Below are 17,794 nucleotides of genomic sequence, written 5' to 3'. Positions count from 1 at the left end.
AGTTCATCCCCTGGGTCTTCTGGATTTTCATCCCTGGGTTTTCCGGATGGCTTCGCGGAGGACCTGGCGGTCGTCGAAGGGGCGGATCACGCCGGCGATGTCCTGGCCCTGCTCGTGGCCCTTGCCGGCGACCAGCACGGTGTCACCGGGGTGCGCGCGGGCGACGGCGGCCTCGATCGCGGCGGCCCGGTCCTCGAAGAGGAGCACCTCGCCGCGCTCGTGGGCGGGCACCGAGGCGGCACCCTCGAGCATGGTCGCGAGGATGGCGAGGGGGTCCTCGGAGCGGGGGTTGTCGGAGGTCAGCACGGCGATGTCGGCGAGCCGGGCCGCGGCGGCGCCCATCGGGGCCCGCTTGGTCCGGTCGCGGTCGCCGCCGCAGCCGAGGACGATGTGCAGCCGGCCCTTGGTGACCTTGCGCAGGGCCCTGAGGACCGACTCGACGGCGTCCGTCTTGTGGGCGTAGTCGACGACCGCGAGATAGGGCTGCCCGGCGTCCACGCGCTCCAGGCGGCCCGGCACGCCCGGTACGGCGGCGATGCCGTCGGCGGCGGTCTGCGGGTCGAGCCCGGCGACGGCGAGGGCGACGATCGCGGCGAGGGTGTTCGCCACGTTGAAGGGGCCCGGCAGCGGCGACTTGGCGGCGATCCGGACGCCCTCGGGCCCGGTGACGGTGAACGTCGAGTCCATCGGGCCGATGTGCACGTCCGCGGCCCGCCAGTCGGCGTCGGGGTGGCCCTCGGCGGAGTAGGTGACGACCGGGACGGAGGCCTCCCGGGCGAGCCGGCGGCCGTACTCGTCGTCGACGTTGACCACACCCCGTCTGCTGCGTTCCGGGGTGAACAGCTGTGCCTTGGCCCGGAAGTAGTCCTCCATGTCGGAGTGGAACTCCATGTGTTCCGGGCTGAGGTTGGTGAAGACGGCGATGTCGAAGACGCAGCCGTCGACCCGGCCGAGGACCAGGGCGTGGCTGGAGACCTCCATGGCGACCGCCTCGACTCCGCGCTCGCGCATCACCGCGAACAGGGCCTGGAGGTCGGTGGCCTCGGGGGTGGTGCGCTCGGACTTGATGCGCTCGTCGCCGATGCGCATCTCGACGGTGCCGATGAGACCGGTGCTGTGTGCGGTCTTCAGGCCGCCCTCGACCAGGTACGCCGTGGTGGTCTTGCCCGAGGTGCCGGTGATGCCGATCTGCAGCAGGTCGCGGCCCGGACGGCCGTAGATGGTGGCCGCCAGCTCGCCCATCCGCCCACGCGGGTCGTCGACGACCAGGACCGGCAGGCCGGTCGCGACTGCGCGCTCGGCGCCCGCCGGGTCGGTCAGCACGGCGACCGCGCCGAGGCCGGCGGCCTGGACGGCGAAGTCGGCGCCGTGCAGCCGGGCGCCCGGCAGGGCGGCGTACAGGTCGCCGGGTCGGACCGCGCGCGAGTCGTGGGTGATGCCCGTGACCTCGACGGTCCTCTCCGCGGGTTCCGGCTCGGCGGCACCCAGCTGATCGGCGAGTTCCGCGAGGGGTGTTGCGGAGACCTGGACCGGCCTGGGCGGCCCCGGATATGTCACGGATGCGCCCTTCTGGGTGGTTTGGGACTGATCAGCGTGTGGCACGGCGGTGAGCGTACCGGGCGCACCCGCTCCGGAGCGAAGCGAGGGGCGCGGCGTCCCGTGGTTCCCGGGATCAGGGGTGATCGTTGTCACGAGCTCGTTCCTGGTGGTCTGTGCGAGGTGCTGAAGTGCTGATCAGGGCTTGTAGTCGACGGGCAGGTTCGCCGCCTTGGCGCCGGTCGGCGGGATCTGCAGGGTCTTGAGGGCGAACTCCATCACCTGCTTGTAGATCGGGCCGCAGATCTGGCCGCCGAAGTAGCTGCCGGCGGTCGCGTTCTGGATGGCGCAGTAGACGGTGATGCGGGGCTTGTCGGCGGGTGCGAAACCGGCGAACGACGAGGTGTAGCCGCGGTACCTGCCGGTGGCCGGATCCACTCGGTTGGCGGTACCGGTCTTACCCGCGACGTTGTACCCGGGAATGGCCGCCTTGGCACCGGTGCCCTGCTCGTCGTCCACGACGGACTCCAGCATCTCGGCCAGGGTCTTCGCCGTCTTCTGGCTGATCACTCGGCTCTTCTTCGGCTGGGCGGCCGGGGTGAAGCGGCCGTCGGCGCCCTTGGCACCGCGCACCAGGGTCGGCTCGACCCGGACCCCGCCGTTCGCGATCGTCGAGTAGACGGAGGCCGCCTGCATGGCGTTGATGGAGAAGCCCTGACCGAAAGGAATCGTGTACTGCTGCGAGGTCGACCACTTGCCCGGGGCGGCCAGGATGCCCTTGGTCTCGCCGGGGAAGCCAAGCCCGGAGTAGCTGCCGATGCCGAACTTGCGCAGGTACGAGTAGAGGACCTGGTTGGCCTGTTGCTGGGTCCTGCCGAGCTGGCCGGCGGCGAGGATGGTGCCGATGTTGCTGGACTTGGCGAGCACGCCGTTGAGCGTGAGGTACCAGGTGTCGTGGTCGACGTCGTCCTTGAAGAGCCGGTCGCCGCGGTGCAGCCGGTTGGGCACCACCACGTGCGTGAGCGGGGTGGCGGCGTTCTCCTCCAGGACGGCCGCCATCGACATCACCTTGGCGGTGGAGCCGGGCTCGTAGGCGTCCTGGACGGCCGCGTTGCCCATCGCGTCGGCGTCGGCCGTCGACAGGTCGTTCGGGTCGAAGCCCGGCGAGTCGGCCATCGCCAGGATCTGCCCGGTCCTGGTGTCCTGGACGACCACGTAGCCGCGGTCCGCCTTGGACTTCTTGACCTGTTCGGTGATGGCGTTCTGCGCGGCCCACTGGATGTCCCGGTCGATGGTCAGCTCGACGTCGGAGCCGGGCACGGCCGGGGTCTCGGTGGAACCCGCGGTGGGCACCTCGCGGCCGCCGGACTGGGCGTAGCGGATCTTGCCGTCCTTGCCGGTCAGCTCCTTGTCGAGCTGCTGCTCGATGCCGCCGCCGCCCTTGCCGTCCGCGTTGACCCAGCCCAGTATCCCGGCGGCCAGGTCGCCGTTGGGGTACACGCGCTGGCTGCTCGGGTCGGCGAAGACACCGGCCAGCACGTTGACGGTGCTGTCGCCGGTCGCGGCCTTGGCGGTGAGCGCGGCCTTCAGGTCCTTGATCTGCTTCCAGACCTGCGGGGTCTGCCGGGTGGCGAGCCGGACGTAGCGCAGGTCCTTGTTCGCGGGCCGCAGCAGCTTGACGAGGTCGGCCTGGCTCTTGCCGAGGATCGGGGCGAGCAGCGCGGCGGCCTGCTCGGGCCCGTCGGACACCTTGAGCTGCTTGCCGGTGAACATCGTGGGGTCGGCGGTGATGTCGTACGCGTCCTCGCTGATCGCCAGCGCCACGCCGTTGCGGTCGGTGATCCCCCCGCGCTCGGCGGCCAGGGTGTGCACGACGTACCGGTTCTGCTCGGCCTTCGCCGCGTACGCGCTGGCGTCGACGGCCTGGACCTGGAGCAGACGGCCGACGAAGACCAGCAGCACCAGGGTCAGGGCGAGGCCGACCATGCGCAGCCGGGGCCGGGGGCTGCCGAGCCGCAGGGGAGGTGCGGCCGGGGGGCGCGGCCCGCCCGGGCGGCGGACCGGGCGGGCGCCGGGACCGGGGGCGGACCGGCTCCGGACGGCGCCCCTGGGGTCCCGGGGGCGGGGCGGCTTGGCGGGGCCGGGCACGCGGCGGCGCGGCGGCTGCCTGTTTCCAGAAGTGTCGGGCACTTCCGTCACCTGCCGGGGGTCGTGGTCGGGGCTGTGCCGGGCGTGAAGGACGGGGTGGGCGTCGGTCCGGCCGCCGTCACCGGCGCGGAGGCCGCGGGAGCCGTCGCCGTCGCGGAGCCGGTGGGCGTCGGGGCGGGCGCGCCCGCGGACTGCGTGCCGAGCGCCTCGGGAGCGGGCGGCACGGTGGTCTGCCGGAGGGCGGCTGGGCTGGGAACACCCTTCACGGTGCCGTCCGGACCGAGGAAGACCGGGTCGCCGCCGGGGACCATGCCGAGCTCGTGGGCGCGGCGCTGGAGGGCGTCGGGGGCGGAGTAGGCGTCGATGTCCCGTTGCAGCGCCTGTTCCTCGTCGGTGAGGTTCTTCGTCTGCTTCTGCAGGTCGTCGAGTTTGAACGAGCCCTCGCTGAGCGCCGAGTTCAGCACCAGCAGGCCGATCAGGCCGCCGCCGAGGAGCAGGACGACGAGCAGGACGAACGGGGTGCGGGCGGCCTGGCGGGCACGGCCGGCCGGGAAGAGCCGGGCGAGCCGGGCCGCCCGCCCCCGCAGCTCGGGTTTCCTACTCACGTGTCCTCCGGTGGGTCCGCGAACCCCGCTCGCTCACTCGGCTTCCTCCCTGATGCGCTGGGCCCCCCGAAGACGCGCCGGAGCGGCCCGGCGGTTCTCGGCGACCTCTTCCTCGGTGGGAAGTTCGGCACCGCGCGTGAGCAGCTTGAGCCGGGGCTGGTACTGCTCGGGCACGACCGGCAGCCCGGGCGGCGCGGTGGTGGCGGCGCCGGCCGCGAAGACCTGCTTGACGAGGCGGTCCTCAAGCGAGTGGTACGACAGCACGGCGATCCGGCCGCCGACCGCCAGGGCCTTCACGGCGGCCGGGATCGCCCTTTCCAGGACGGCGAGTTCGCCGTTGACCTCGATGCGCAGCGCCTGGAAGGTGCGCTTGGCCGGGTTGCCGCCGGTGCGCTTGGCGGCCTGCGGCAGGGCGTCCCGGATCAGCTCGACGAGCCGGGCGCTGTTGCTGAACGGCTCCTTCTCGCGCTCCCGGACGATCGCCGAGACGATCCGCTTGGCCTGCTTCTCCTCGCCGTACTGGTACAGCACGCGGACGAGATCGCCGGCCGGGTAGGTGTTGAGGACCTCAGCGGCGCTGATGCCGGTCGACTGGTCCATGCGCATGTCCAGGGGCGCGTCCTGGGCGTAGGCGAAGCCCCGGTCGGCCTCGTCGAGTTGCATGGAGGAGACGCCGAGGTCGAAGAGGACGCCCTGCACGCGCGCGATGCCGAGGCGTTCGAGTACGGCGGGGAGCTCGTCGTAGACGGCGTGCACGAGGGTGGCGCGGTCACCGAAGGGGGCGAGCCGCTCGCCGGACAGGCGCAGGGCCTCCTTGTCGCGGTCCAGGGCGATCAGGCGGGCCTCGGGGAAGCGGGTCAGCAGCGCCTCGCTGTGGCCGCCGAGGCCGAGGGTGCAGTCGACGACCACGCTGCCCGGCCGCACCAGGGCGGGTGCCAGCAGGTCCAGGCACCGCTGGAGCATCACCGGGACGTGTCGACTCTCGCTCAAGGGGGCCTCTCAGTTCCGGCACGGGGACGCACCGCCGGGTCCCCGCCCGCTCGGTACGCGCACCGCGCACGTGGGGAGACGGCCCGGGCACCGTGCCGGGGTCTCCAGGGGATTTCACCAGCGGGGAGAGCCTCGCCTCCCGCTTCGCGTCACTTTAGTCCACCGTGTCGCGCGGTCAATCAACCGGCCTGCGCGGCGCGTACGGCGTCCCGGCCGGGGTGGGGATTCACCGGGAATCACCCGTGCGGGTCCGTTTTGCCCTCCGTGTGGGTTAGCTCACAACAAGCCACGATGACGTTCTTTGTCCCCTCTCACCGGAGGCCGTGACCGCACGTGACCAGTAACGTCTTGACTATGACGACTTCCGCAGCAGTTCCCACTGGATCCGAAGGCGCCATAACCACGGACGGCACCGTGACGGACCGCCTGGTGGAGGCCAACCGGACCTACGCGTCCGCCTTCACCGACCCCGGCATGGACGCCCGGCCGGTGCTGCACGTGGCCGTGGTGGCCTGTATGGACGCCCGCCTCGACCTGCACAAGGCGCTCGGCCTGCAGCTCGGCGACTGCCACACCATCCGCAACGCCGGCGGCGTGGTCACCGACGACGTGATCCGTTCCCTCACCATCAGCCAGCGCAAGCTCGGCACCCGCAGCATCGTGCTGATCCACCACACCGGCTGCGGTCTGGAAGCCCTCACCGAGGACTTCCGCACCGAGCTGGAGATGGAGGTCGGCCAGCGCCCGGCCTGGGCGGTGGAGTCCTTCCGGGACGTCGACCAGGACGTACGGCAGTCCATGCAGCGGGTGCGCACCTCGCCGTTCCTGCAGCACACCGACGACGTACGCGGCTTCGTCTTCGACGTCCGCACCGGCCTCCTCCGCGAGATCGACCCGGCCTGACCGGGGCCCGGTCCGGTCCGCGCGCGCCGAAGACCTCACCCGGCCGACCGGTCCGCCGGCGACGACCGCCGGCCGCCGGGCGCGCGACCACAGCGGCCGGAGCCTCCCGCACCGTGCCGACCAGCTCGGCCCGGTCCCGGCGGATCACGGGCGGCGCGGGCCACCCGCGTCGCCTCACCACCGGGCCGGCAGAACGTTCGGGTCCGCTCCGGCCCGGCCTGCCCTCTCTCCGCCGGTCCGGCGGTCGGCGGCACCCCACGCCCCCCGCCCGCTTCGGCGTGATCGCCTCGGCCGCCCTGCCCCGCCCCGATCGCCCCGCCATGCGGCCGGCCGTTTCGCCGCGCACCCATCCGGTCACCTCACCCGCGCGGAGCGGACCGCGCGCCCCGGAACGCGCCCGCCGTAAGCTGTCGGCTCCCTGTCGAATAGGCGGTCGAAAGACCGTAAGACCGACATACTGCAGGCAGTTGTCCACAGGCGAGTGACACGAATCGGTAACGGCAGCAAGAATGCGGTGTGAGACGTCGCGCGGAACCATTCACGCGTGGTGTCCGTGATTCGGGGTGGGCCGGTTGTGCGAGACGATGCGCCGGCCGGGCAATGACGGGCCGAGGAGGGCCGGGTGACGACCTATGACGATCGAGCGAGCCTCACTGATCTGACCGCCACTGTGGAGCGTGTCCGCAGTTCGGTGGAGGGTGTGATCGAGGGCAAGCCCGAGGTCGTACGGCTTTCGCTGACCGTGCTGCTCGCCGAGGGGCATCTTCTGATCGAGGACGTCCCGGGCGTGGGCAAGACGATGCTGGCGAAGGCGTTGGCGCGGTCCATCGACTGCACGGTGCGGCGCATCCAGTTCACGCCCGACCTGCTGCCGTCGGACATCACCGGCGTGTCCATCTGGGACCAGCAGCGCCGGGACTTCGAGTTCAAGCCGGGCGCGATCTTCGCGCAGATCGTGATCGGCGACGAGATCAACCGCGCCTCGCCCAAGACCCAGTCCGCGCTGCTGGAGTCGATGGAGGAGCGGCAGGTCACCATCGACGGGCAGACCTACGAACTGCCCAGCCCGTTCATGGTGGTGGCGACCCAGAACCCGGTCGAGATGGAGGGCACCTACCCGCTGCCCGAGGCCCAGCGCGACCGCTTCATGGCCCGCGTCTCGGTGGGCTACCCCAGCGTGGAGGCCGAGTTGCAGATGCTCGACGTCCACGGCGCGGTCAACCCTCTCGACGACCTCCAGCCGGTCGCGCACGCCCATGACGTCGTGAAGCTGATCGAGGCGGTGCGCGGGGTGCACGTCGCCGAGCCGGTCCGCAGGTACGCGGTGGACCTGGTCTCCGCCACCCGCACCCACCCCGACCTCAGACTCGGCGCCTCCCCGCGCGCGACGCTGCACCTGCTGCGCGCGGCGAAGGCGTCCGCGGCCCTGAGCGGCCGGGAGTACGCACTGCCGGACGACGTGCAGGCCCTCGCCGTGGCCGTCCTGGCGCACCGGCTCCTGCCCACCGCCCAGGCCCAGCTCAACCGGCGCACCGCGGAGCAGGTCGTGCAGGAGATCCTGCAGTCCACCCCGGTGCCCGCGGCCCCCCAGCAGCAGACCGGCTTCGGCGGTCCGGGCCGGGGCGTGCCGGCGTATCCCCAGCAGCCCCCGCGGAGTCTGTGATGGGTGCTCCGGCGGAGGCCGACCGCGGGGAGACGGGCGGGATCCGCACGGCCCTGGCCGGGCTGACCACCCGCGGCCGTTCCTTCCTCGCGGCCGGCATCGCGGCGGTGATCTGCGCGTACATCCTCGGCCAGGCCGATCTGCGCCGGGTCGGGCTGCTGCTCGCCGTGCTGCCGCTGCTCTGCGCGGCCGTGCTGCACCGCACCCGCTACCGCGTGGCCGGCAGCCGCCGGCTCTCCCCCGCGCGGGTGCCGGCCGGCAGCGAGGCCCGGGTGCACCTGCGGATGGACAACGTCTCGCGACTGCCCACCGGCCTGCTGATGCTCCAGGACCGGGTGCCCTACGTCCTCGGCCCGCGCCCCCGCTTCGTCCTGGACCGGGTGGAGCCGGGCGGCCGCCGCGAGGTGTCCTACCGGGTCCGCTCGGACCTGCGCGGCCGCTATCCACTGGGCCCGCTCCAGCTGCGCCTGACCGACCCGTTCGGCATGTGCGAACTGACCCGCTCCTTCTCGACGTTCGACACCCTGACCGTCATCCCGAAGGTCGAGCCGCTGCCGCCGATCCGGCTCAGCGGCGAGGCGAAGGGGTACGGCGACGGGCGGCAGCGTTCGCTGGCCCTGGCCGGCGAGGACGACGTGATCCCGCGCGGTTACCGCCACGGCGACGACCTGCGCCGGGTGCACTGGCGTTCCACCGCCCGCTACGGCGAGCTGATGGTGCGCCGCGAGGAGCAGCCGCAGCGGGCCCGCTGCACGGTCCTCCTCGACACCCGGGGCGGCGCGTACGAAGGAGCGGGCCCGGACTCGGCCTTCGAGTGGGCGGTGTCCGGTGCCGCGTCGGTCCTGGTCCACATGCTCGAACGCGGCTTCTCGGTCCGGCTGTTGACGGACACCGGCAGTTCGGTGCCCGGCGAGGGCGCCGAGGGTTTCGCGGGCAGCGGCCAGGAGTCGGCGGAGGCGGCCGGGCTGATGATGGACACCCTCGCGGTGGTCGACCACTCGGACGGCACGGGCCTGTCCCGCGCCTACGACGTGCTGCGCGGCGGGAACGAGGGGCTGCTGGTGGCCTTCCTGGGCGACCTCGACGAGGAGCAGGCGACGGTGGCCGCGAAGATGCGCCGGCGCAGCGGCGGTGCCGTGGCCTTCGTGCTGGACCCGGACACCTGGGTCAGGGAGCCGGCCGACGTGCCCGCCGCCGGCGACGCGCACGAGGAGCGGCTGCGGATGCTGCGCGAGGCCGGCTGGACGGCCGTGAGCGTGCCACGCGGCGCAGGCGTGGCCGAGCTGTGGCGGCAGGCCGACCGGGAACGCACCGGCGCGGCCGCGCTGAGCGGGGAGGCGTGGCGATGAGCGGCCGCGCCCGGCTAGCCCTCACCGCGGCTGCGGCGACGCTGATGGCGTCCTGCGCGCTGCTGCCGCTGGTCTCCCCGGTGACCTGGCTGTTCCAGGCGGCGTTCCTGCTGACGGTCCAGACGGGCGTGGGCGCGGCCGCCCGGCGGGTGCCGCTGGCCCGGCCGCTGACCGTGGCCGCGCAGGCCCTGGCCACGCTGCTGATGCTGACCGTGGTCTTCGCCCGGAGCCACGCGATAGCAGGGGTGATCCCCGGCCCGGACACCTTCCGCTACCTCGGCGACCTGCTCCAGCAGGGCTCGGACGACGTCAGCCGGTACGCGATACCCGCGCCGCTGACGCCCGGCATCCGGTTGATGGTGCTCGGCGGGGTCCTGGTCGTCGGGCTGGTCGTGGACACCCTCGCGGTGACCTTCCGCAGCGCGGCTCCGGCCGGGCTGCCGCTGCTCGCGCTGTACTCGGTGGCGGCGGGGCTCTCCGACGGGCCGACCGACTGGCTGTGGTTCCTGGTGGCGGCGGCCGGCTATCTGATGCTGCTGCTCGCCGAGGGCCGGGACCGGCTCTCGCAGTGGGGCCGGGTGTTCGGCGGGGCCGCACGCACCCCGGGCGGCCAGGAGAGCGGGGCGGTGGCCCCGGTGCGCACCGGGCGCCGGATCGGTTTCGCCGTGCTGAGCCTCGCCCTGTTCGTGCCGTTGGTGATGCCCTCGATCCAGGGCGGCCTGCTGGACGGTGCCGGGACCGGGGTCGGCGTGGGCGACGGGAACGGCGGCACCATCTCCGCGGTCAACCCGCTGGTGTCGCTGCGGGACAGCCTCAACGTGGACGAGGACCGCCAGGTGCTGTCCGTGCGGACCAGCAGCGACGACGTCTCCGACCTGTACCTGCGGATCGTCTCCCTGGACGACTTCGACGGCACCACCTGGAAGCCGGCCCAGCGGCACATCACCGGCGTGCCGGACAAGTTCCCGACCCCTGCGGGACTGGGCGCCGACGTCCGGCGGACGACGGTGACGTCGTCGATCGCTGCCGCCGACTGGTACGCCCAGGACTGGCTGCCGATGCCGTACCCGCCGAGCAGGGTGAAGGTGGCCGGCACCTGGCGCTACGAGCCGGTCGGGATGACCCTCGTCGGCGACCACGGACAGAACACGCGCGGTGAGACCTACCTCGTCACCAGCCTGGACGTGCAGCCGACGGCGGAGCAGCTGGCCGCGGCGCCCGAGGCCTCGGCGGCGATGAAGAAGGAGTACACCAAGGTGCCCTCCTCGCTGCCGTCGGTGGTGGCGCAGACGGCGAAGGAGGTCACCGCGGGCTCGGCCAACCACTACGAGGAGGCGGTGAAGCTCCAGGACTACTTCGCGGTGACGGGCGGCTTCCAGTACGACACCCAGGTGGAGGTCGGCCGGGGCGAGGGCGCGATCGCGAACTTCCTGAAGCAGAAGCGTGGTTTCTGCGTGCACTTCTCCTTCGCGATGGCCGCGATGGCCCGGACGCTGGGCATCCCGGCCCGGGTCGCGGTGGGCTTCGCACCGGGCACCCCGCAGGCCGACGGCACGGTGTCGGTGGGCCTGAAGGACGCGCACGCCTGGCCGGAGCTGTACTTCGAGGGCGTGGGCTGGACCCGCTTCGAGCCGACCCCGACCCGGGGCACGACCCCGTCGTACACGGTGTCGCAGACGCCCGGTTCCTCGGTGCCGGACGAGACCCTGCCCTCCAAGGGCGCCTCGGCGGCGCCGTCGGCCTCGGCCTCGCAGAGCGAGAGCTGCACGCCGCAGCAGCGCAGGCAGGACGCCTGCGGAGGCCCGTCGGCGGCGGCCGCGGTGCCGAGCGGCGACGGCGGCCCGCCGTGGTGGCAGCTGGCGCTGTGGGCGCTCGGCGGTCTCGCCGTCCTGGCGGTGCCGCTGTCACCGATGCTGTACCGGCAGCGGGCGCGGGCGGTCCGGCTCGGGGCGCACGACCGTACGCCTTCGGGCATGGCGGCGCACACGCTGGCGGTCTGGCTGGAACTGACCGACACCGCCTGGGACTTCGGCATCCTCCCGGACGAGTCGCAGACCCCGCGCAACGCGGCCGCCCGGATCGTCCGGCTCGGCCGTCTGGATCCGGACGCCGCGGCGTCGGTGCACCGGGTGGCGGACGCGGTCGAACAGGTGCTGTACGCGCCGCGGCCGCAGCCGACGGCGGGCCTCGCGGACGACGTCCGCCGGGTGACGGCCGCGTTCAACGGGACGGTCGGTGTCCCCGCACGCCTGCGGGCCCTGTTCGCTCCGCGGTCGAGCGTGCGCGCGGTGTGGGCGACGTCGGCGGGCTGGGCCCGGCTGCGGGAACGGGTGCTGGCCGCCCGGCCGACCCTGCGAAAGCCGTCGGAGCAGGAGGGCTGACGGGGGGCGGGCCGGGGGTGGGGACGCTTGCCGGCGCTTGCCGGGTGCCTCCCCCAGCCTTCGGCCGGGTGGGCGCAGCTAGGTAGCTGTGACGCGCCCCGTCAGGGGCGCGGGGAACTGCGCGACCAGCCCCCACGCACCCGCAGTGACGCACGGCCCGCAGCACGGTCCTCGCTCCGGCCGGCCGAACAACACCTGAGGGGTGACCGTCCATTGACGGTCACCCCTCAGTCACGCTCTGCTCAGCCTGTCGGCCCCACCGGCGGAGCCCTCAGCGGCCCTGCTCGTCACGCCGCCGCTGCCAGCGCTCCTCGATGCGGTCCATCATCGACCGCTTCGGCCGGCCCTGGCGCCGGGGCTGCGGGCCCGCGGGCTGCTCGCCGGGCTTGGGGGCCTTGCGCCAGCCGGTGACGGCGAGGACCGCGCAGCCCAGCATGACGAGGAAACCCACCACGCTGACCCAGACCTGCTGGACGACCATTCCGGCGATGAGGAGCGCGATACCCACGAGGAAGCCGGCCACCGCCTGGTAGACCCGGCGCCGGGTGTACGTCCGCAGGCCGCTTCCCTCAAGCGCTGTCGCGAACTTGGGGTCTTCGGCGTACAGCGCTCGCTCCATCTGCTCAAGCATTCGCTGCTCGTGCTCCGAGAGCGGCACGGCGTCCTCCTCATCGTGCAGTCGCCGGGGCGACCCGGGGGGTCCCTTCAGGATAGGCAGGGAATCGCCCCCGTGAAACCCGCCCCTCTAGGCCAATTGGCCAACCGGAGCCCGCCATGGCAGTCCCGGCTCGCTGAGGCTTCCATTCCCCGGCAGCCGACCCGTCATGCCGGGCTGGTCTCCCTCGATCATACGGCGCAAACCCCTCGATCGGGGGGCTTGTGGCGTACTCCATCCGCTGTCGAGGCCCTGATCAGCGGGCTCGTCTCAGGAGAATCTCAGACCCCGGTGGCACCCGGCGTCTCGCCGAGCACGTGCAGCTGGGTGGCGAGGGCCTGGAAGGCGGGGATCTCGGCGGCGGCGGCCTCCAGCGTGAGCAGCGCGTCCAGGGCGCCCGGCTCGGTGTCCACCAGGACGCCGGGGACCAGGTCGGCGAAGACCCGCACGCCGTGCACGGCGGTGACCGCCAGGCCCGCACCCTCGACCAGGCCGGTGAGCTGCTCGGCGGTGAAGCGGCGCGGCATCGGGTCGCCGCTGCCCCAGCGCCCGTCGGGGTCCTCCAGGGCCTGCTTGGCCTCCGTGAAGTGGCCGGCGAGGGCGCGGGCGACCACGGCTCCGCCGAGCCCGGCGGCGAGCAGGCTGAGGACGCCCTCGGAGCGCAGCGCGGCCACCGTGTTGCGCACGCCCGCGGCGGGGTCGTCGACGTGCTCCAGGACGCCGTGGCAGAGGACCACGTCGTGGGCGCCGCGCCCGACCACGTCGAACAGGCCGAGGACGTCGCCCTGGACGCCCTTGACCCGGTCGGCCACGCCGGCCTCGGCGGCCCGGCGCTCCAGCGCGAAGAGCGCGTTCGGGCTGGGGTCGACGACGGTGACGCGGTGGCCGAGGCGGGCCAGGGGAACGGCGAAGTTGCCGCTGCCGCCGCCGGTGTCCAGGACGTCCAGCACGTCCCGGCCGGTGGTCTTGACCCGGCGGTCGAGGGCGTCCTGGAGAACCTCCCAGACCACGGCGGTACGGAGAGAAGCGCGGGGTCGAGTGGGGTCCGGCACGGCAGTTGACTCCTCGGCGCGGCACCGCCTGTTGCCCGGCGGCGCTAACTCGGTGCCTCCCCGGGCCCGGGTGCGGGAGGCGGGAAGGCTTCAGGCGCTGTCCACCCTATTGCCTCCGCCGCCCGTTGCCTCCGCCGCCTTGCCTGGTCATCCCGCGTCGGGCAGCTCCCTTCCCGGGTCGCCGGCCGGCCGCTCCCCCTCCTGCATGCGCGGCTGCGGCAACACCGGCTGGAGGACGAGCATCCGCTCGACGATACGGACGAACATCGCGACGTCCCGTATCAGGTCGTCGGCGTCCCGGCGGCGCGCCGCGCCCTGGATGCCGGCCTCGGCGCGGGCCCGGCGGGCGGCGCCGGAGGCGAACAGGGCGCTCCACTCGGTCAGCTCGGGCGCGACCTCGGGGAGCACCTCCCAGGCGCTGCGGATCCGGGCCCGGCGCCGGGGTGAGGTCTCGGGGCGGGCGCGGGCGGCGAGCACGGCGGCGGCCGTGCGCAGGGCGGCCAGGTGGGCGGTCGCGTAGCGCTCGTTGGGGGTGTCGAGCAGTTCGGCCTCGTCGAGTGCGGCGCGGGCCTGGGTGAGCAGGTCGAGGGCGGCGGGCGGGGCCGTGGCCCGGCGGAGCACGGGGTGCACGTCGCTCGCCGGGCCGGTCAGTGAGGGGGCAGGGCCGGTGGCGCGGCGCCGGTGGGCGGCGGACGCTGACGAGTTGGCCATGACGAACCTCCTGTCGTCTGAGTGACGGCGCCCTCACACGGGGTGCCGTATGTGCCCATCGTGAGGTATGGCACTGACAATCCGTTCTGACCTGGGGTTTTGCTTCGATCGCAGGTTCGGAGTAGTTTTTGCACTGACCAGTCAGTTCAAAAACGATGCCACAGGGGGGAACCTGTGCACGGCGTACCTGTCACGGCCGAGCGCCTCGGGCTCGAGGGCCCACGGGGCTGGGCGTTCCGGGGGATCTCCCTGGACGCCGGGCCCGGCGCGCTGATCGCGGTGGAGGGGCCGTCCGGCTCCGGCCGCACCTGTCTGCTGCTCGCGCTCACCGGCCGGATGAAGGCCACTGAGGGCACTGCGGCCGTCGGCGCGGCCCGGCTGCCCAAGCAGCTCGCGGCGGCACGGCGGATCAGCGCGGTGGCCAACGTGGCCGGGGTCACCGACCTCGAACCCGCCCTGACCGTCGGCGAACACCTGCGCGAACGGGCCCTGCTGCAGCGCCGGTTCGGCGACTCCTTGCGCGATCTGCTGCGGCCGCGCGCGGAACGCCGGGCGCGGGCGCAGCGGCGGATCGACGACGTCCTGGCCGCCGCCGGGCTCGACCTGGAGTCGCTGCCCAAGGGCGCCCGGACCGCCGTACGGGATCTGGAGCGGATCGAGGCGCTGCGGCTGTCCGTGGCGCTGGCGTTGGTCGGCAGGCCGCGACTGCTGGCCGTGGACGACGCCGACCTGAAGCTGTCGGAGTCCGAACGGGCCGAGGTGCGGGCGCTGTTGGCGTCGATCGCCGAGGCCGGGACGACGGTGGTGGCGGTGTGCGGAGAGGCGATGCCGGGGGCCGTCGTCGTCCACACCGGAAACACCGAGAACGCCGAGAACCCCCAGAACGCCGGAGACGCCGAGGCAGCCGGAGCCGCGGAGGCGACGAAGACAGCGAAGCCATCGGAGACAGCGAAGACGGCGAAGACAGCGAAGGCATCGGAAGACGAGGAGGCCGGCGATGCGCTCTCCGCGACTGGCCGCGCTTGAGCTCAGGCGCTTCGGACGGGGCAGGCTGCCGCGCGCGGCCCTGGTGGCCCTGCTGGTGCTGCCGCTGCTGTACGGCGCGCTGTACCTGTGGTCGTTCTGGGATCCCTACGGCCGCCTCGACCGTGTCCCCGTGGCGCTCGTCAACGACGACAAGGGCGCGACCGCGAGCGGGAAGCGGATCACCGCCGGCGACGACATCGTGGCCGGGCTCAGGGACAGCAAGAGCTTCGACTGGCACGAGGTGAGCGCCGCCGAGGCCCGCCGTGGCGTCGAGAACGGCACGTACTACCTGTCGCTGACCGTGCCCGCCGACTTCAGCGCGCGCATCGCCTCCAGCGCGGGCGACTCGCCGGAGACCGGCGCGCTCCAGGTGCGCACGAACGACGCGAACAACTACATCGTCGGGCAGATCTCCCGCACCGTCTTCAACGAGGTGCGCTCGGCCGCGTCGACCAAGGCGTCCCGGTCCTTCCTGGACCGGATCTTCGTCTCGTTCGCCGACATCCACGGGCAGACCGTGCAGGCCGCCCAGGGCGCCGACACCCTGGCCGGCGGCATCGGGAAGGCCGAGAAGGGGTCGAAGGACCTCGCGGACGGCCTGACGGACGCCAAGACCGGCAGCGCGAAGCTCACCAAGGGGATCAGGAAACTGGACACGGGCGCGGGCACCCTGGCGGACGGCTCGCGGCAGGTCGCGGCCGGCACCCAGGCCCTGGCGGACCAGGTCGACGGGGTCTACGCCAAGGTCGGCCCGTACCTGGCGGAGAACGAGAAGACCATCGGCGACACCGCCCGGCTGGTCGCCGACTCGGCGCGGACCGTCCGCGACAACCTGGGCGTCCTGGTGAAGACCGCCCCGGCGGCCGCGAAGACCGCGCACGCGGCCGCGGACACCCTGCACGAGGTCTACACGGCGCGCTGCTCGGCGGACCTGCTGACCGATCCGGTCTGCCCCGACCTGAAGAAGGCCAGGGACGCGGCCGACGACGTGGCCGCCGTCGCCGACGACCTGAACACGCTGATCGCCGACCAGAACGGCGACCTGAAGACGCTCGACAAGAACCTCGGCACGCTCCAGACCCAGGCGCGGGCCCTCGCCGACCGCGCCCCGCACCTCTCCGAGGACGTCGCCGGCGCCGTCAAGAAGATCGACAAGCTGAACGACGGCGCGGCCCAGGTGGCCGCGGGCGCCGTGAAGCTGCACACCGGACTCGGTACGGCCGTCACCGGCGCCACCGGTCTCGACAGCGGCCTCGGCAAACTGAAGTCCGGCGCCTACGACCTCAACGGCGGGATGTACCGGCTCGCCGACGGGTCCAACACGCTCGCCGGCGGCCTGCACGACGGCGCGGCGAAGATCCCCGACTACGACAAGCAGGACCGGGACGAGCGCACCGGCGTGATGTCCGACCCGGTCCAGCTCGCCTCGCACGACCTGCACAAGGCGCCCAACTACGGCACCGGGTTCGCCCCGTACTTCATCCCGCTCTCCCTGTGGGTCGGCGCGATGGTGGCGTACATGCTGATCCAGCCGCTCAACCGGCGTGCGCTGGCAGCCGGTTCCGCGGCCTGGCGGATCGCGCTGGCGGGCTGGCTGCCGGTGGTCGCGGTCGGGGTGCTGCAGACGGCCGCGCTGATGGCGGTACTGCACTGGGCGATCGGCCTGGAGATGGTCCGCGCGGCCGGGACGGTCGGGTTCCTGTTCCTGGTGGCGGCCTGTTTCGCGGCGATCGTGCAGTGGCTGAACGCGCGCTTCGGGGCGGCGGGGCGGATCCTGGTCCTCGCCCTGCTGATGCTCCAGCTGACGTCGGCCGGCGGCACGTATCCGGTGCAGACCAGCCCGGGCTTCTTCAACGCGATCCACCCGTTCCTGCCGATGAGCTATGTCGTGTCGGCGCTGCGGCGGCTGATCACGGGCGGCGGACTCGGGCCGGTGTGGCAGGCCTGTGCCGTCCTGGTGGCGTTCACCGCGGGTGCCCTGGCGCTCACCGCCGTCTCGGCCCGGCGCCGCCAGGTGTGGACGCTGGACCGGCTGCATCCCGAGCTGAGTCTGTGAGGACCTCCATGACCTCGTCCTCCGTGCCCGCGGGGGCCGCTGTTCCTGTGAGAATCGGGACCATGGAAAGCAGCAGCACCACGGGCGGCAGCACACGCCGTGAGGCCACCCGGCAGAAGCTCTACGAGGCCGCCGTCACGCTCATCGCCGAGCAGGGCTTCTCGGCCACCACGGTGGACGAGATCGCCGAACGGGCGGGCGTCGCGAAGGGCACGGTCTACTACAACTTCGCGAGCAAGTCGGTCCTCTTCGAGGAGCTGCTGCGGCACGGCGTGGGCCTGCTCACCGCCTCCCTGAAGGACGCCGCCGAGCAGACCGCGCGCGAGGGCGGCAGCCGGGTCGACGCCCTGGACGCGATGGTCCGCGCGGGCCTGGTCTTCATCGACCGCTACCCGGCCTTCACGCAGCTCTACGTGGCGGAGCTGTGGCGCACCAACCGGGCATGGCAGTCGACGCTGATGGTGGTCAGGCAGCAGGCCGTCGCGGTGGTCGAGGGGGTGCTGCGCGAGGGCGTGGCGAACGGCGAGTTCAGCGACGAGATCGACGTCCAGCTGACGGCGGCCGCACTGGTCGGGATGGTGCTGGTGGCCGCGCTGGACTGGAAGTCCTTCCAGCCGGAGCGCTCCCTGGACGACGTCCACGCGGCGCTGTCCCGGCTGCTCCAGGGGCGGGTGAGCGGCAAGGGCTGAGAGCCCTTGCGGCACCGGCACGCGCGCGTG

General features: G+C 73.0%; 14 protein-coding genes. 7 read left to right on the top strand and 7 right to left on the bottom strand.

Annotated features, from left to right (window positions below; translation table 11 throughout):
- Positions 1-27: 27 nt before the first annotated feature.
- The 4 genes from ACFY0K_RS08630 to rsmH are packed head-to-tail and all read right to left on the bottom strand — an operon-like array spanning position 28 to position 5,279.
- On the bottom strand, positions 28-1,692 hold the full coding sequence (locus ACFY0K_RS08630) for a UDP-N-acetylmuramoyl-L-alanyl-D-glutamate--2,6-diaminopimelate ligase (RefSeq protein WP_390639202.1): 1,665 nt from the start codon (positions 1,690-1,692) through the stop codon (positions 28-30).
- Between the two features lie 42 nt (positions 1,693-1,734).
- Positions 1,735-3,735, bottom strand: coding sequence for a peptidoglycan D,D-transpeptidase FtsI family protein (locus tag ACFY0K_RS08625; protein WP_390639201.1), 2,001 nt, complete (start codon positions 3,733-3,735; stop codon positions 1,735-1,737).
- Positions 3,732-4,289 (bottom strand): septum formation initiator family protein, encoded by a 558-nt coding sequence (locus ACFY0K_RS08620; RefSeq protein WP_390639200.1) that lies wholly within the window; start codon positions 4,287-4,289, stop codon positions 3,732-3,734. The genes ACFY0K_RS08625 and ACFY0K_RS08620 overlap by 4 nt, the downstream gene beginning before the upstream one ends.
- A gap of 33 nt (positions 4,290-4,322) precedes the next feature.
- Entirely contained in the window at positions 4,323-5,279 is a 957-nt protein-coding gene (gene rsmH, locus ACFY0K_RS08615) for a 16S rRNA (cytosine(1402)-N(4))-methyltransferase RsmH (RefSeq protein ID WP_390639199.1), read from the bottom strand.
- A gap of 354 nt (positions 5,280-5,633) precedes the next feature.
- Between rsmH and ACFY0K_RS08610 the strand changes: the two genes are divergently transcribed.
- The 4 genes from ACFY0K_RS08610 (at position 5,634) to ACFY0K_RS08595 (ending at position 11,575) form a co-directional block, all read left to right on the top strand.
- On the top strand, positions 5,634-6,182 hold the full coding sequence (locus ACFY0K_RS08610; protein ID WP_390639198.1) for a beta-class carbonic anhydrase: 549 nt from the start codon (positions 5,634-5,636) through the stop codon (positions 6,180-6,182).
- Between the two features lie 622 nt (positions 6,183-6,804).
- Positions 6,805-7,845 (top strand): AAA family ATPase, encoded by a 1,041-nt coding sequence (locus tag ACFY0K_RS08605; protein ID WP_390639197.1) that lies wholly within the window; start codon positions 6,805-6,807, stop codon positions 7,843-7,845.
- Entirely contained in the window at positions 7,845-9,194 is a 1,350-nt protein-coding gene (locus ACFY0K_RS08600; protein ID WP_390639196.1) for a DUF58 domain-containing protein, read from the top strand. Before ACFY0K_RS08605 ends, ACFY0K_RS08600 begins: the two co-directional genes overlap by 1 nt.
- Complete coding sequence (locus ACFY0K_RS08595) at positions 9,191-11,575, top strand: DUF3488 and DUF4129 domain-containing transglutaminase family protein (RefSeq protein WP_390639195.1); 2,385 nt, start codon at positions 9,191-9,193, stop codon at positions 11,573-11,575. Before ACFY0K_RS08600 ends, ACFY0K_RS08595 begins: the two co-directional genes overlap by 4 nt.
- A 271-nt stretch (positions 11,576-11,846) precedes the next feature.
- Here ACFY0K_RS08595 and ACFY0K_RS08590 read toward each other — a convergent pair whose 3' ends face one another.
- From ACFY0K_RS08590 to ACFY0K_RS08580, 3 genes are all read right to left on the bottom strand, one after another.
- Positions 11,847-12,233: a DUF3040 domain-containing protein gene (locus ACFY0K_RS08590; RefSeq protein WP_351954486.1), complete on the bottom strand. Its 387-nt coding sequence runs from the start codon at positions 12,231-12,233 to the stop codon at positions 11,847-11,849.
- A 278-nt stretch (positions 12,234-12,511) separates the two neighbouring features.
- Entirely contained in the window at positions 12,512-13,282 is a 771-nt protein-coding gene (locus ACFY0K_RS08585) for a methyltransferase (protein ID WP_390639194.1), read from the bottom strand.
- A 147-nt stretch (positions 13,283-13,429) separates the two neighbouring features.
- Positions 13,430-13,993, bottom strand: a complete 564-nt coding sequence (locus ACFY0K_RS08580) for an SAV_6107 family HEPN domain-containing protein (RefSeq protein WP_390639193.1) — start codon at positions 13,991-13,993, stop codon at positions 13,430-13,432.
- A gap of 174 nt (positions 13,994-14,167) precedes the next feature.
- Between ACFY0K_RS08580 and ACFY0K_RS08575 the strand changes: the two genes are divergently transcribed.
- From ACFY0K_RS08575 to ACFY0K_RS08565, 3 genes are all read left to right on the top strand, one after another.
- Positions 14,168-15,019: an ATP-binding cassette domain-containing protein gene (locus tag ACFY0K_RS08575; RefSeq protein ID WP_390639192.1), complete on the top strand. Its 852-nt coding sequence runs from the start codon at positions 14,168-14,170 to the stop codon at positions 15,017-15,019.
- Positions 14,991-17,075, top strand: a complete 2,085-nt coding sequence (locus tag ACFY0K_RS08570) for a YhgE/Pip family protein (RefSeq protein ID WP_390639191.1) — start codon at positions 14,991-14,993, stop codon at positions 17,073-17,075. Before ACFY0K_RS08575 ends, ACFY0K_RS08570 begins: the two co-directional genes overlap by 29 nt.
- 62 nt (positions 17,076-17,137) lie before the next feature.
- The gene (locus ACFY0K_RS08565) at positions 17,138-17,764 is read left to right on the top strand and encodes a TetR/AcrR family transcriptional regulator (RefSeq protein WP_093504057.1); all 627 of its coding nucleotides are present in this window, start codon (positions 17,138-17,140) and stop codon (positions 17,762-17,764) included.
- Positions 17,765-17,794 lie beyond the last annotated feature (30 nt).

Source organism: Streptomyces sp. NPDC001507, assembly GCF_042894765.1.
Lineage (GTDB): Bacteria > Actinomycetota > Actinomycetes > Streptomycetales > Streptomycetaceae > Streptomyces.
This window is presented reverse-complemented; position numbering and strand designations above follow the sequence as displayed.